Origin of the sequence: Pseudomonas sp. B21-047 (assembly GCF_024748775.1) — a bacterium.
Classification (GTDB): Bacteria; Pseudomonadota; Gammaproteobacteria; order Pseudomonadales; family Pseudomonadaceae; genus Aquipseudomonas; species Aquipseudomonas capeferrum.
The window spans coordinates 582,050-595,019 of sequence record NZ_CP087169.1; the positions used below are offsets into that span (position 1 = coordinate 582,050).

At 65.2% G+C, this 12,970-nt stretch carries 15 protein-coding genes; 10 read left to right on the plus strand and 5 right to left on the minus strand.

All coding sequences use genetic code 11. The features are described from left to right. The first annotated feature begins 5 nt into the window (after positions 1-5). From LOY26_RS02650 to LOY26_RS02695, 10 genes are all read left to right on the plus strand, one after another. Positions 6-671, plus strand: coding sequence for a riboflavin synthase (locus LOY26_RS02650; protein ID WP_033703448.1), 666 nt, complete (start codon positions 6-8; stop codon positions 669-671). Between the two features lie 18 nt (positions 672-689). Further along, the gene (gene ribBA, locus LOY26_RS02655) at positions 690-1,781 is read left to right on the plus strand and encodes a bifunctional 3,4-dihydroxy-2-butanone-4-phosphate synthase/GTP cyclohydrolase II (protein ID WP_033703446.1); all 1,092 of its coding nucleotides are present in this window, start codon (positions 690-692) and stop codon (positions 1,779-1,781) included. Between the two features lie 91 nt (positions 1,782-1,872). Then, a complete protein-coding gene (gene ribE, locus LOY26_RS02660; protein ID WP_003255395.1) occupies positions 1,873-2,349 on the plus strand; it encodes a 6,7-dimethyl-8-ribityllumazine synthase in 477 nt (158 codons plus the stop codon). Then, a complete protein-coding gene (gene nusB, locus LOY26_RS02665; RefSeq protein ID WP_033703445.1) occupies positions 2,346-2,846 on the plus strand; it encodes a transcription antitermination factor NusB in 501 nt (166 codons plus the stop codon). The genes ribE and nusB overlap by 4 nt, the downstream gene beginning before the upstream one ends. A gap of 18 nt (positions 2,847-2,864) precedes the next feature. Continuing rightward, positions 2,865-3,833, plus strand: coding sequence for a thiamine-phosphate kinase (gene thiL / locus LOY26_RS02670; protein WP_258714359.1), 969 nt, complete (start codon positions 2,865-2,867; stop codon positions 3,831-3,833). Then, complete coding sequence (locus tag LOY26_RS02675) at positions 3,830-4,333, plus strand: phosphatidylglycerophosphatase A (RefSeq protein WP_033703443.1); 504 nt, start codon at positions 3,830-3,832, stop codon at positions 4,331-4,333. The genes thiL and LOY26_RS02675 overlap by 4 nt, the downstream gene beginning before the upstream one ends. A gap of 16 nt (positions 4,334-4,349) precedes the next feature. Further along, positions 4,350-5,093: an ABC transporter substrate-binding protein gene (locus LOY26_RS02680; RefSeq protein ID WP_186661096.1), complete on the plus strand. Its 744-nt coding sequence runs from the start codon at positions 4,350-4,352 to the stop codon at positions 5,091-5,093. A gap of 160 nt (positions 5,094-5,253) precedes the next feature. Beyond that, positions 5,254-5,871: a GTP cyclohydrolase II gene (ribA, locus tag LOY26_RS02685; RefSeq protein ID WP_033703440.1), complete on the plus strand. Its 618-nt coding sequence runs from the start codon at positions 5,254-5,256 to the stop codon at positions 5,869-5,871. Continuing rightward, on the plus strand, positions 5,868-6,287 hold the full coding sequence (locus LOY26_RS02690; protein WP_258714360.1) for an MFS transporter: 420 nt from the start codon (positions 5,868-5,870) through the stop codon (positions 6,285-6,287). Before ribA ends, LOY26_RS02690 begins: the two co-directional genes overlap by 4 nt. Further along, a complete protein-coding gene (locus LOY26_RS02695) occupies positions 6,287-7,099 on the plus strand; it encodes a cobalamin-binding protein (RefSeq protein WP_258714361.1) in 813 nt (270 codons plus the stop codon). The genes LOY26_RS02690 and LOY26_RS02695 overlap by 1 nt, the downstream gene beginning before the upstream one ends. Here LOY26_RS02695 and LOY26_RS02700 read toward each other — a convergent pair. The 5 genes from LOY26_RS02700 to ribB form a co-directional block, all read right to left on the minus strand. Continuing rightward, positions 7,077-8,951 (minus strand): TonB-dependent receptor domain-containing protein, encoded by a 1,875-nt coding sequence (locus LOY26_RS02700; protein WP_258714362.1) that lies wholly within the window; start codon positions 8,949-8,951, stop codon positions 7,077-7,079. The two genes, LOY26_RS02695 and LOY26_RS02700, sit on opposite strands and share 23 nt — an antisense overlap. A 124-nt stretch (positions 8,952-9,075) precedes the next feature. Beyond that, positions 9,076-10,971 carry a 1-deoxy-D-xylulose-5-phosphate synthase gene (gene dxs, locus LOY26_RS02705; protein ID WP_033703435.1) on the minus strand — a complete coding sequence of 632 codons (1,896 nt, stop codon included), beginning with the start codon at positions 10,969-10,971 and terminating at the stop codon, positions 9,076-9,078. A 96-nt stretch (positions 10,972-11,067) separates the two neighbouring features. Continuing rightward, positions 11,068-11,955 (minus strand): (2E,6E)-farnesyl diphosphate synthase, encoded by an 888-nt coding sequence (gene ispA, locus LOY26_RS02710; protein WP_033703434.1) that lies wholly within the window; start codon positions 11,953-11,955, stop codon positions 11,068-11,070. Beyond that, positions 11,952-12,194 carry an exodeoxyribonuclease VII small subunit gene (locus tag LOY26_RS02715; protein WP_258714363.1) on the minus strand — a complete coding sequence of 81 codons (243 nt, stop codon included), beginning with the start codon at positions 12,192-12,194 and terminating at the stop codon, positions 11,952-11,954. Before LOY26_RS02715 ends, ispA begins: the two co-directional genes overlap by 4 nt. A 114-nt stretch (positions 12,195-12,308) precedes the next feature. Continuing rightward, on the minus strand, positions 12,309-12,959 hold the full coding sequence (gene ribB / locus LOY26_RS02720) for a 3,4-dihydroxy-2-butanone-4-phosphate synthase (protein ID WP_047583482.1): 651 nt from the start codon (positions 12,957-12,959) through the stop codon (positions 12,309-12,311). Between the last annotated feature and the right edge of the window lie 11 nt (positions 12,960-12,970).

A 12,970-nucleotide genomic window follows, 5' to 3' on the forward strand; every position in this document is an offset into this window, starting at 1 on the left:
ACCCCATGTTCACCGGCATCATCGAATCCATCGGCACTGTCCGCAGCCTGACCCCCAAAGGTGGCGACGTGCGCGTCTACGTCGAGACCGGCAAGCTCGACCTGGGTGACGTCAAGCTCGGCGACAGCATCGCCGTCAACGGCGTATGCCTGACCGCCGTCGAACTGCCGGGCGATGGCTTCTGGGCCGACGTCAGCGTCGAAACCCTCAAGCGCACCGCCTTCATCGACCTCAAGAGCGGCAGCAAGGTCAACCTGGAAAAGGCCCTGACCCCCACCACCCGCCTGGGCGGCCACCTGGTCAGCGGCCACGTCGACGGTGTCGGCGAAATCATCTCGCGCAGCGATAACGCCCGCGCTATCCAGTTCCGCGTGCGTGCACCCAAGGAGCTGGCCAAGTACATCGCCCACAAGGGTTCGATCACCGTCGACGGCACCAGCCTGACGGTCAATGAGGTCAATGGCGCCGAGTTCGAGCTGACCATTGTCCCGCACACCCTGTCCGAAACCATCATGGCCGACTACCGCGCAGGGCGTCGGGTAAACCTTGAGGTCGACCTGCTGGCCCGTTACCTGGAGCGTCTGCTGCTGGGCGACAAGGCTGGCGAACCGAGCAAGGGCAGTGGCATTACCGAAAGCTTCCTGGCCGCCAACGGCTTCTTGAAATCCTGATTGAGAAGGGGGTGCCGAGTGGCGCTCAACAGCATCGAAGAACTGGTCGAAGACATCCGCCAGGGCAAAATGGTCATCCTCATGGATGACGAAGACCGCGAGAACGAAGGCGACATCATCATGGCGGCCGAGTGCTGCCTGCCTGAGCACATCAACTTCATGGCCAAGCATGCCCGTGGCCTGATCTGCATGCCGATGACCCGCGAGCGCTGCGAAACGCTCAAGCTGCCGCTGATGGCGCCGCGTAACGGGTCCGGCTTCGGCACCAAGTTCACCGTGTCGATCGAGGCCGCCGAAGGTGTCACCACCGGCATTTCCGCTGCCGACCGCGCACGTACCGTGCAAGCTGCCGCTGCCAAGGACGCCAAGGCCGAGGACATCGTCAGCCCGGGCCACATCTTCCCGCTGATGGCCCAGCCGGGCGGCACCCTGGCCCGCGCCGGCCACACCGAGGCCGCTTGCGACCTGGCGCGCATGGCCGGCTTCGAGCCGAGCGGCGTGATCTGCGAAGTGATGAACGATGACGGCACCATGTCGCGCCGCGCCGAGCTGGAAGTGTTCGCCGCCGAGCACGGCCTGAAGATCGGCACCATCGCCGACCTGATCCACTACCGCATGATCCACGAGCGCACCGTACAACGCGTCTCCGAGCAGCCGGTGGAGAGCGAGCTGGGCGAGTTCAACCTGGTCACCTACCGCGATGCGGTGGAAGGCGACGTGCACATGGCCCTGACCCTGGGCAATATCTGCGCCGAAGAGCCGACCCTGGTGCGCGTGCACAACATGGACCCGCTGCGCGACCTGCTGCTGGTCAAGCAACCGGGCCGCTGGAGCCTGCGCGCCGCCATGGCTGCCGTGGCCGAAGCTGGCAGCGGCGTGGTCCTGCTGCTGGGCCACCCGCTGGACGGCGACGTGCTGCTGGCGCACATCCGCGAAAGCGCGGGCGATGCACCGACCAAGGTACCGACCACCTACAGCACCGTGGGTGCCGGTTCGCAGATCCTGCGCGACCTCGGTGTGCGCAAGATGCGCCTGATGAGTTCGCCGATGAAGTTCAATGCGATATCCGGATTCGATCTGGAAGTTGTAGAATACGTGCCCTCCGAGTGACTTGAGGCGGCATTGACGCCCTCTACTCGAGTCCAGACCCCTGCCGAGGCCGCTTGTATGCGGCCTCGCTCTTGAACATGAGAACATCGGAATGACCCTGAAGACCATCGAAGGTACCTTCATCGCCCCCAAAGGTCGCTATGCTTTGGTGGTTGGCCGCTTCAACAGCTTCGTCGTCGAAAGCCTGGTAAGCGGTGCCGTTGATGCCCTGGTACGCCACGGTGTCAGCGAAAGCGACATCACCATCATCCGTGCCCCGGGCGCGTTTGAAATCCCGCTGGTAGCACAGAAGGTCGCCCAGCAAGGCGCGTACGACGCGATCATCGCCCTGGGCGCCGTGATCCGCGGTGGTACCCCGCACTTCGAATACGTGGCGGGCGAATGCACCAAGGGCCTGGCCCAGGTGTCCATGGAGTTCGGTGTTCCGGTGGCCTTCGGCGTTCTGACCGTCGACTCCATCGAACAGGCCATCGAGCGTTCCGGCACCAAGGCTGGCAACAAAGGTGCTGAAGCTGCCCTGTCCGCTCTGGAAATGGTCAGCCTGCTGGCGCAGTTGGAGGCCAAGTGATTAGCGACGAAAGCGATCGTTTCAACCCGCGCGATCCAAAACCTGCGGATGCCGGCAAGCCCTCGAAGAGCGCCAAGCGCCGCGAAGCCCGTAAGCTCGCGACTCAGGCGCTGTACCAGTGGCACATGGCGCGTCAGTCGGTAAACGAGATCGAAGCGCAGTTCCGGGTCGATAACGATTTCACCGATGTCGATGGCGCCTACTTCCGCGAGATCCTGCATGGGGTCCCGGCCAAGAAGGACGAGATCGACGCGGCCCTGAAGCCTTGCCTGGCGCTGGCGCTGGAAGAGCTCGACCCTGTCGAACTGGCTGTGCTGCGGTTGTCCACCTGGGAACTGATGATGCGCGTCGATGTACCGTATCGCGTGGTGATCAACGAAGGTATCGAGCTGGCCAAGGTCTTCGGTGCCACCGACGGCCACAAGTTCGTCAACGGTGTGCTGGACAAGCTCGCCCCTTCGCTGCGCGAAGCGGAAGCCAAGGCGAACAAGCGCTGATCCCGGCGCTGGCCGACCATGGGTGAGTTCGAGCTGATCAGCCATTACTTCGCCGCCGCGCCCTGTGCGCAAGGTGGTGAAGGCGTGGCCCTGGGCATCGGTGACGATTGCGCGCTGCTGGATTTGCCTGCGGGCGAGCAGCTGGCGGTGTCCACCGACACCCTGGTGGCCGGCGTGCACTTCCCTGCGGTCTGCGACCCCTTGCTGCTTGGCCAGCGCTCGCTGGCCGTGGCCGCCAGTGACCTGGCGGCGATGGGCGCCACCCCCATCGGCTTCACCCTTGCCCTGACCTTGCCCGATGTCAGCGCCGACTGGCTGCAAGCCTACGCTGACGGCCTTAACCGTATGGCCCGGCGTTGCCAGCTGAGCCTGATTGGCGGTGACACCACCCGCGGCCCCTTGAGTATCACCATGACCGTGTTTGGCCGCGTGCCGGCCGGGCAGGCGTTGCGCCGTGGTGGTGCTCGCCCTGGTGACCTTCTGTGCGTGGGGGGGGAGCTGGGCAACGCCGCCGGCGCCTTGCCGTTGGTCCTGGGCCAGCGCCAGGCCGAGGCCGCACTGGCCCAGCCGCTGCTCGATCACTACTGGTCGCCTTCGCCGCAGTTCGCCCTGGGGCAGCTGTTGCGCGGGCGAGCCAGCGCGGCACTGGACATCTCCGACGGCCTGCTGGCCGACTGCGGGCATATTGCCAAGGCTTCCCGCGTGGCGCTCGAGGTGAACCTGGAGCAGGTGCCGATGTCATCCGCTCTGCAGGGTTTGCTCGGCCATGAGGCCGCGGTGCAGGCGGCCCTGACCGGTGGCGACGACTATTTGCTGGCGTTCACTTTACCGCCGGCGCAGCTTTCATCCCTGCAGGCGCAAGGCCTGGCGGCGTTTCATGTCATCGGGTGCGTGCTTGAGGGCCAGGGCGTCAGCCTGCGTGACCGGCAGGGCCAGGACATCACCCCGCGGCAACGCGGCTATCAACATTTTAGGGAGACACCGTGACCGATCACCCCAATCAGGTGCCTGCGGAGTTCGTTCCGCCCTCGGTCTGGCGCAACCCCTGGCACTTCATCGCCTTCGGCTTCGGCTCCGGCACCTTGCCCAAGGCGCCGGGCACCTGGGGCTCGCTGGTGGCCATACCGTTCATCCCGCTGTGGCAGATGCTGCCAGACTGGGGTTACTGGCTGCTGCTGGGCGTGACCATGCTGTTCGGCTTCTGGTTGTGCGGCAAAGTCGCCAATGACTTGCGCGTGCATGACCATGAGGGCATTGTCTGGGACGAGATGGTGGGCATGTGGATCACCCTCTGGCTGGTGCCGGAAGGCTGGCAATGGTTGCTGGCGGGGTTCCTGATGTTCCGCTTCTTCGACATCCTCAAGCCATGGCCGATTCGCTGGATCGACCGCCATGTGCATGGCGGGGTCGGGATCATGCTCGACGACGTCCTGGCCGGCGTGTTCGCCTGGCTGGGTATGCAGGTTCTGGTGTGGGCGGTTGCCTGAGGCAGGGAGCGCGTAGATGGCCATAAGGACTGTGCTGTTGGCAATGCTGCTGGGCTTTGCTCCCTGGGTGGGGGCGGCCGAAGGTGTGCCGAAGCAGGTCCATCTGGTCAGCGAAGAATGGCTCGACTACACCAACGCCGACGGTAGCGGGGTTGCCTGGGATGTACTGCGCAAGGTGTTCGAGCCTGCCGGGGTCAAGGTCGTTACCCAGAGCGCGCCTTACAGCCGTGCGGTGGGGCTGGTCAAACGGGGCGAGGCCGATGCCTGGGTCGGCTCCTACAAGGACGAGGCTGACGACAACCTCTACCCGCGTTGGCACTTCGACATGGACCATATCTACGCCCTGGGGCTGGTCGCCAAGCCTGTGCCCACACCCAGCACGGTCGGCCAGTATCGCCTGGCCTGGGTGCGCGGCTACGACTACGCCAGCTATCTGCCCAATGCGCACAACTTCCGCGAAATCCAGCGCCGCGAAGGCATTCTGCCGATGCTCGAGCATGACCGAGTGGACTTCTACATCGATGCGTTGACCGAAGTCGACTACGTGCTGGGCCAGGCTTCCGAGCCTGCGCGTTTTCGTAAAACCCATGTCGCCGAGCTACCGCTGTACCTGGCATTTGCCCACAACGAAAAGTCCAAGGCGCTGCGCGACCTGTTCGACAAGCGCATGGCCGAGCTGGTGCGCAGCGGTGAATTGAAGCCGATTTTCGAGCACTGGAAACAGCCGTATCCGTTCACCACCGACAGCCAGCCGCAGTGAGCGCTACCCGCTCCCATACAGGTTCGGCGTCTTGAGGGCGGGCCTCTGCTAAGCATCGAACTTTTCGATCTTAAGCGACGGTATTCAGCCAGCGCACAGGTGCCGACCTGCTGATACAATCGCCGCAACAGAAATTTCCTACTTATGCCAGGAGCACAACGTGCCCGTCGTCTTTGTTGCCGCCTCTAAACTCCCGACGCCCTTTGCGACCTTCACCATGCATGGCTTTCTCGACGAAGCCACCGGCCGTGAGCATGTGGTGCTCAGCCTGGGTGATATCGCGGACGGCGAGCCGGTGCTGGGGCGCCTGCATTCCGAGTGCCTGACCGGCGATGCCCTGTTCAGCCAGCGCTGTGACTGCGGCTCGCAACTGGAAGCTGCCCTGCAGGCCATCGCCCGTGAAGGCCGTGGCGTGCTGCTGTACCTGCGCCAGGAAGGCCGCGGCATTGGCCTGTTGAACAAGATCCGCGCCTACGAACTGCAGGACGGCGGCGCCGATACCGTCGAAGCCAACGAACGCCTGGGCTTTGCCGCCGACCAGCGCGACTATGCCATCTGCCTGCCGATGCTCGAGCACCTGGGGGTGAAGGCCCTGCGCCTGATGACCAACAACCCGCGCAAGGTCAAGGCCCTGACCGACATGAACATCGTCGTCGCTGAACGTGTGCCGCTGCATACCGGGCACAACCCGCACAACCGTTACTACCTGGCCACCAAGGCCGGCAAGCTCGGCCACATGCTGGGCAACGAACACCAGGGCGAGGTGCCCCAGGCGTGACCCGCGCCGAGGTCAAGCGGCGCCTGGCCCTGGCCTGGTGGCAATACCTGGCGATAGGCCTGGTGCCGCTGCCGGTGATGGCCTGGGCTTTTGGTGGCGGTGATCCATTGATCCCGGTGCTGGCCATGCCGTTGTTCATCGCCGGTGCGGCGACCATGTTCCTCAGCCTGCCGCGCTTTGGCGCTTACAAGCGTGCCTTGATCAGTACCGCCAAGGTGCTCGGCAGCAGCGAGGAGCCGGCAGCCTGGATCGAGCTGGCGCGGGTGCGGCGCCTGGCCATGCTGTATGCCTGCTTCCCTGCCTGGGTCGCCGCGCTGTCGGTGCTGGTGGGGCTGGAGGCGGTGCCGCAGATTCTTCTGGCACTGTCCACGGTGGTCGTGCTCTACCTGTGCCGCATTCCGCGTCAGCTGGGCTGATGCGCGTCTTCCTCTGGCTGCTGGCGCTGTGCGCCTGTGCCGCCAGCGCGGCTGAGCCGCTGCGGGTGGTCAGCCTGGCGCCCTCGATGAGCGAGATCATGCTCGAGCTGCAGGCCGATGACCTGCTGGTCGGCATGCTCGATGGCGGCGAGCGCCCGCCAGCGCTGCAGGATGTGCCTTCTGTGGGCCGTCTGGGGCAACTGAACATGGAACGCCTGCTCAGCTTGAAGCCTGACTTGCTGCTGCTGTGGCCGGGCAGTGTCGCGCCAGCGCAGCGTCATCAGCTCAAGCGCCTGGGCATCGCCACGCTCAGCGCCGAGCCCCATAGCATTGACCAATTGATCGATCAGATCGAAGCCATCGCCCAGCGCGTCGGCCGTGACCAGCAGGGCCGGCATTATGCGCAAACCTTGCGCGACAGGCTGCGGCACCTGCGTCAGCAGTATCGGCGTGAGCAGCCGCTGCGGGTGTTCTATCAAGTCTGGGACAAGCCGTTGTACACCCTCGGTGGCCGGCAGGTGGTCAGCGATGCCCTGGCCGTGTGCGGCGCACGCAATGTTTTCGCCGATCTGAGCCAGCCGGCGCCCCAGGTGAGCGTGGAATCTGTATTGCTGCAGGACCCCCAGGTGATTCTGGCGGGTGACCAGGCGCAGCTGGCAAGTTGGGAGGCTTGGCCACGTCTGAGTGCTGTGGCCAGTGATCGTCTGTTGGTGGTGCCGGACAAGGGCTTGGAGCGGCCCAGCGGGCAGATGATCGAGGCCACCGCGCGCCTGTGTGCGTTGCTCGACGCTAGAGCGCCGGCGTCCAGGTGACGCTCAGCAGCACAGTGCGGCCTTCCTCGCGGTAACCGTGGCTGGCGCCCTCGTAGCTGTACCGGGCACGGCTGTGGCGGTGGTCCAGCAGGTTGTCCAGCTTCGTTTCCAGTTTCAGCTCATCCGTTGCAGCCCAGCTACCCCGCAGGCCGAGCAGGCCGAAGCCGGCGAGCCGGTTGCGGTTGGCTTCGTCATCGTAGCTGCTGCTGATGGCTTGCCAGCTCCCGCCCACGCTGAACGGCCCGAATGCGCGGTCCAGGTCCAGGCTCACGGTACGGCGGGCACGGCGGGCGAGGGTATGGCCGCTGTCGCGGTCACGTGGGTCGATCAGCGCCAGCCCCAGCTGGCTGCGCCACGCGCCCCATTGCTGGTCGAGCGACAGTTCAAACCCGTTGACCCGCGCCGAGGCGACATTGCGTGGGATCGAGCCCTGGCCAAAGATGATCGCGTCGCGCAGGTCGGTGCGGTACAGCGAGGTCTCCAGGCGGCTGTCGGCGGTAAGCTGGCTGCGCCATTGCAGCTCGTAGCTTCGGGAATGCTCCGGGTTCAGGTCGGGGTTGCTGAACTGTGGGTAATACAGGTCATTGAATGTCGGTGCCCGGAAGCCTTCGCTGTAGGACAGCAGCACATCATTGTGCGCGTTCAAGGGCACGGTAAGGCTACCGCTCCAGGTGGTCTGGCCGCCGAACTGCTGGTTCTGGTCGCGGCGCACCCCCAGTTCGGTGGAGAACCGCTCGCCCTTGTACCGATGCTGAATGAAGGCGGCGCGGTTCCAGCGACTGTCCTTGTTGAAATCGGTGTTGGCGTGCACGCGGTCTTCGTACCAATCGCCGCCGATCAACAGGTTGTGCTGCTCACCCAGGGCCAGGTCGTTTTGCCAGGTAACCTGATCGCGATAGGTGTTGAACACGGAGTGCTCATCGCTGAGCTTGTCGCGTTTGTCGTCACGGTTTTCGCTGTGGGCAAGCTCCAGGCGTGAATGCCAGGTGTTGTTGAGCTGGGCGTCGAAGTAAGTGCCCAGGCTGCTGACGCTGAAGTCGGTGTAGGGTTTTTGCCCGAAGCTTTCGAAAGTGACCGGGTCAAAGCCACCGTACGGATTGTCGTATTCACTGCGCCCGCGGCTGTCGAGCAGGTTCAGGCCTGCCTCGAAGCGTTCGCCGAAGGTGTGGCTGAGGCTCAGGTTGAGTGACTTGTTACGGAACGCATCATGATCGCCGTCGCTGGCAAAGGAGGGGCCTGTGGCGTCAATGCCGGCAGTCTCGTCCAGGCTGGCACCCAGGTTGAAGCGGGTGGCGCCGTCGCCACCGGACAGGCCCAGGCTGCGCTGCCAGGTCTGGTTGCTGCCGGCGGCCAGGCGCAGGCGTGGCTGCAGCCCGGGGCCGCTACTGCGGCGGGTGAAGATCTGGATCACGCCACCCATGGCGTCGCTGCCGTATACCGCCGAGCGGGAGCCGCGCAGCACCTCGACACGCTCTATCTGGTCAACGTCGAGAAACTGCAGGCCACTGTCGCCAGAGGTGGCGTTGGCGATGCGCACGCCATCCACCAGTACCAGGCTCTGCGCCGCCTTGGTGCCGCGGATGAAAATGCCGGGCACGCTGCCGCGCCCGCCGGTGGGGGCCACTTGCACGCCTGGGACACGGGCCAGCAGGTCGGTGACGCTGGTGGGTTGCAGGCGGTCGATGTCGGCGCGGGTGAAGACGGTATTGGCGGCGCTGGTGGCGGTGCGCGACTCGACCTGGCGGTTGGCGCTGATCAGGACGTCGGGCAGTTTCAGGGCGTTGTCGCGTTCAGCGGCCAGGAGCGGAAGTGGCAGGCACAGGAGGGTGGCGGTGAAGCTCGGGATTTTCATGGGCAGTTCCAGACTATTCACGGGACAAGCCCGCTCCCACAGGTTTGTCACTGTTCTCGAGAAGAGTGATGTACTTGTGGGAGCGGGCTTGTCCCGCGAATGGGCCGCAAAGCGGCCCCAAGGATTACAGCCCGAGCTTGGCCATCCGAGCCTTGACCGAAGCCTCGATCCCAGCCACATCCAGCCCACACTCTGCCAGCATCTGCGCAGGCTTGGCATGCTCGACATAAAGGTCTGGCAGCCCCAGGTGCAGCAGGGGCTTGGTCACCGCCTGGCTGGCCAGGAACTCGCCCACGGCAGCCCCCGCACCGCCCATGATGGCGTTCTCTTCGATGGTTACCAGCAGCTCATGGTTGGCAGCCAGTTCGAGTACCAGTGCCTCGTCCAGCGGCTTGACGAAGCGCATGTCGACCACTGTGGCATTGATCTGCTCGGCAGCCTGCAAGGCCTCGCTCAGCTGCACGCCGAACACCAGCAAGGCGACCTTCTCACCCTGGCGGCGGATGACGCCCTTGCCGATCTCCAAGGGTTCAAGGTCGCTGCTGATCGGCGCGTTGGGGCCCGTACCGCGTGGGTAGCGCACCGCCGCCGGGCCGTTGTACAGATGGCCGGTGGTGAGCATCTTGCGCAGCTCGTTCTCGTCGCTCGGGGTCATCACCAGCATGCCGGGGATGCAGCGCAGGTACGACAGGTCGTAGCTGCCGGCGTGGGTCGGGCCGTCTTCGCCGACCAGGCCGGCGCGGTCGATGGCGAACAGCACATCGAGGTTCTGCACCGCCACGTCGTGGATCAATTGGTCATAGGCGCGCTGCAGGAACGTCGAATAGATCGCCACCACCGGCTTGCTGCCTTCGCAGGCCATGCCTGCAGCCAGGGTCACCGCGTGCTGCTCGGCAATTGCCACGTCGAAGTAGCGCTCCGGGTAGCGTTCGCTGAAGTCGACCAGATCAGAGCCTTCCTTCATCGCCGGGGTAATGCCGACCAGGCGCTTGTCGCTGGCGGCCATGTCGCACAGCCACTGGCCGAACACAGCGGAATACTTGGGCCCGCTGGGCTTCTTCGGCGCGGCGGGCTTGTCGGCAGGTTCGAGCTTGGTGATGGCGTGGTAGCCGATCGGGTCGACTTCGGCCGGGGCGAAGCCCTTGCCCTTTTTGGTCACCACGTGCAGGAACTGCGGGCCCTTGAGGTCACGCATGTTGCGCAGGGTGGCGATCATGGTCGGCAGGTCGTGGCCGTCGATCGGGCCGATGTAGTTCCAGCCCAGTTCTTCGAACAGGGTGCCTGGGACCAGCATGCCTTTGGCGTATTCCTCGGTGCGGCGGGCGATTTCCCAGGCGCCAGGCAGGCGCGAGAGCACCTTCTTGCTGCCCTCGCGCATGCTTGCGTAGGTGCGGCTGGAGAGGATCTTGGCCAGGTAGTTGGACAGGCCGCCGACATTGCGCGAAATCGACATGTCGTTGTCGTTGAGGATCACCAGCATGTCGGCGTTGACTTCCTGGGCGTGGTTCAACGCCTCGAAAGCCATGCCGGCGGTCAGGGCGCCGTCGCCGATCACCGCGATCGACTTGCGTGCACTGTTCTGCAGGCGGGCGGCGATGGCCATGCCCAGCGCTGCGCTGATCGAGGTGCTGGAGTGGCCGACGCCGAAGGTGTCGTATTCACTCTCGCTGCGACGCGGGAAGGCGGCGATGCCGTCCTTCTGGCGCAGGCTGAGCATGCGCTGGCGGCGGCCGGTGAGGATCTTGTGCGGGTAGGCCTGGTGGCCGACGTCCCACACCAGCCGGTCGTCCGGGGTGTCGAAGACGTAGTGCAGGGCGATCGTCAGCTCGATGACGCCCAGGCCGGCGCCAAAATGCCCACCGGTCTGACCCACGGTGTAGAGCAGTTCCTGGCGCAACTCGTCGGCCAGGGTCTCCAGGTCGGCTTCGGCCAGCCGGCGCAGGCCGGCAGGCGTGTCAGCGCGGTCGAGCAACGGCGTGACCGGGCGTTCGCGGGGGATCTCTTGAAACGTCGTGGGCATCAGGCGAGTCGTTATAGGTGTGAAGACGCGGCAGTTTACCCCATTGTGGGAAAAGTGCCCATTCGACCACGGGTTGTGCGGGATTGGCGTCGGTGCTTAGTTGCGGCGTTCGACGATATAGCGTGCCAGCGCCCGCAGGGGCTCGGCATTTTCCCCAAACCCTTGCAATGCGACCAGCGCCTGGTCGCGCAGTTCGATGGCATAGGCCTTGGCGGCTTCCAGGCCCAACAGGGCCGGGTAGGTCGGTTTGTCACGTGCGATGTCGGCGCCCTGGCGCTTGCCCAGGGTGGCGGTGTCGCTTTCTACGTCGAGGATGTCGTCCTGCACCTGGAACGCCAGGCCGATGGCCTGTGCGTAGGTCTGCAAGGCATCCAGTTGCGCCTGTTCGGCGCGGGCGCTGGCTAGGGCGCCGAGGCGCACGCTGGCTTCGATCAGCGCACCGGTCTTGTGCCGGTGCATGAATTCCAGGGCTTGCTGGTCCAGCTTGATACCCACCGACCCCAGGTCGATGGCCTGGCCGCCGACCATGCCCGCCGGGCCGGCAGCCTTGGCCAGGGCCTGGACCATGGCCAGGCGCAGGGTGTCGGACTGTGGGCTGAGGCGCGTGTCGAGCAGGGCGCTGAAGGCCAGGCTCTGCAGGCCGTCACCGGCCAGGATGGCGCAGGCTTCGTCGAAGGCTTTGTGGGTGGTGGGCTGGCCGCGGCGCAGGTCGTCGTCGTCCATCGCCGGCAGGTCGTCATGCACCAGCGAGTACGCGTGGATCAGCTCGACCGCGCAGGCCGCGCCATTGGCCTGTTCGGCAGGCGCACCCAACGCTTCGCAGGCCGCGTAGGCGAGCAGCGGGCGCACACGCTTGCCGCCGTTCATCACGCTGTAGCGCATGGCGGCATAGAGCCGCTCGAGCTCTTTGGTTGGCGCTTCGAACAGGGGTTCGAGGGCGGCGTCGACGCGGGCCTGGCAGTTGGCCTGGTAGCTGTTGATCATGCTTGCGGCTCGGCCTCGAAGGGTTGGGCTGCCAGCTCGCCGTCGCGTTCCAGAAGAATCTGCACCTTCTGTTCGGCCTGGGCCAGTGCGCCCTGGCAATCGCGGGTCAGGGCGATGCCTTGCTCGAAGGCGGCCAGCGAATCTTCCAGCGACAACTCGCCGTTCTCCAGGCGCTCGACCAGGGCTTGCAGGTCTGCGAGGGATTGCTCGAAATCGAGGGAGGCTTTTTTGCGGGCCATGGCGGCTGTCTCGGTGGCGTTCTTAACGGCGCGACACTAGCAGAGCAGGGCGGGGGGAGCAAACTTGTGAACGTCAGCCAGGCTTTGGGGCCGCAGCGCGGCCCCGCCGGTTTATCAGGCAATCTCGGCTTCGCGGGCCACCATCGCCTCGCGATACTGCGCCAGCTCTTCAATGGTCAGCACCGGCAAATTGTACTGCCGCGCATACACCGCCACCTGCTCCCCGCGGGCCATGCTGCCATCGGGGTTCATCAGCTCGCACAGCACCGCTGCCGGCCGCAGCCCGGCCAGGCGCGCCAGGTCTACCGAACCCTCGGTATGGCCACGACGAGTCAGCACCCCGCCGTTGCGCGCACGCAGCGGGAACACGTGGCCAGGGCTGACGATATGGCGTTGCTCGGCTGTCGAGCTTAGCGCCGCCGCGATGGTGGTAATCCGGTCGTGCGCCGAAACGCCGGTGGTGATGCCTTCGGCCGCTTCGATGGTGACGGTGAAGCCGGTGCCGTGGCGCGCCTGGTTGTTCTGCACCATCGGCGCCAGCTGCAGTGCGTCCACGGTGGCTTCGTCCAGGCACAGGCAGACGATGCCGCTGCAGTCGCGAATCATCATGGCCATGGTTTGCAACGAGATGTTTTCGGCGGCGGCGATGATGTCCGCTTCGTCCTCGCGGTCGTCGTCGTCCAGCAGCAGCACGGGGCGCCCGGCCTGGAAGGCGGCGATGGCGGCAGAAAGGTTGGGGAATTGCTTTTGCAGCATAGGTGACATGAAACGCTCCT

Excerpts from the sequence above, each read along its gene's own strand:
- LOY26_RS02700 (WP_258714362.1), bottom strand. The coding sequence starts at position 8,951 with ATGAAAATCCCGAGCTTCACCGCCACCCTCCTGTGCCTGCCACTTCCG.
- LOY26_RS02715 (WP_258714363.1), bottom strand. The coding sequence starts at position 12,194 with ATGGCCCGCAAAAAAGCCTCCCTCGATTTCGAGCAATCCCTCGCAGAC.
- thiL (WP_258714359.1), top strand. The coding sequence starts at position 2,865 with ATGGGTGAGTTCGAGCTGATCAGCCATTACTTCGCCGCCGCGCCCTGT.
- LOY26_RS02650 (WP_033703448.1), top strand. The coding sequence starts at position 6 with ATGTTCACCGGCATCATCGAATCCATCGGCACTGTCCGCAGCCTGACC.
- LOY26_RS02680 (WP_186661096.1), top strand. The coding sequence starts at position 4,350 with ATGGCCATAAGGACTGTGCTGTTGGCAATGCTGCTGGGCTTTGCTCCC.
- ribB (WP_047583482.1), bottom strand. The coding sequence starts at position 12,959 with ATGTCACCTATGCTGCAAAAGCAATTCCCCAACCTTTCTGCCGCCATC.
- dxs (WP_033703435.1), bottom strand. The coding sequence starts at position 10,971 with ATGCCCACGACGTTTCAAGAGATCCCCCGCGAACGCCCGGTCACGCCG.
- LOY26_RS02695 (WP_258714361.1), top strand. The coding sequence starts at position 6,287 with ATGCGCGTCTTCCTCTGGCTGCTGGCGCTGTGCGCCTGTGCCGCCAGC.
- ribE (WP_003255395.1), top strand. The coding sequence starts at position 1,873 with ATGACCCTGAAGACCATCGAAGGTACCTTCATCGCCCCCAAAGGTCGC.
- ispA (WP_033703434.1), bottom strand. The coding sequence starts at position 11,955 with ATGATCAACAGCTACCAGGCCAACTGCCAGGCCCGCGTCGACGCCGCC.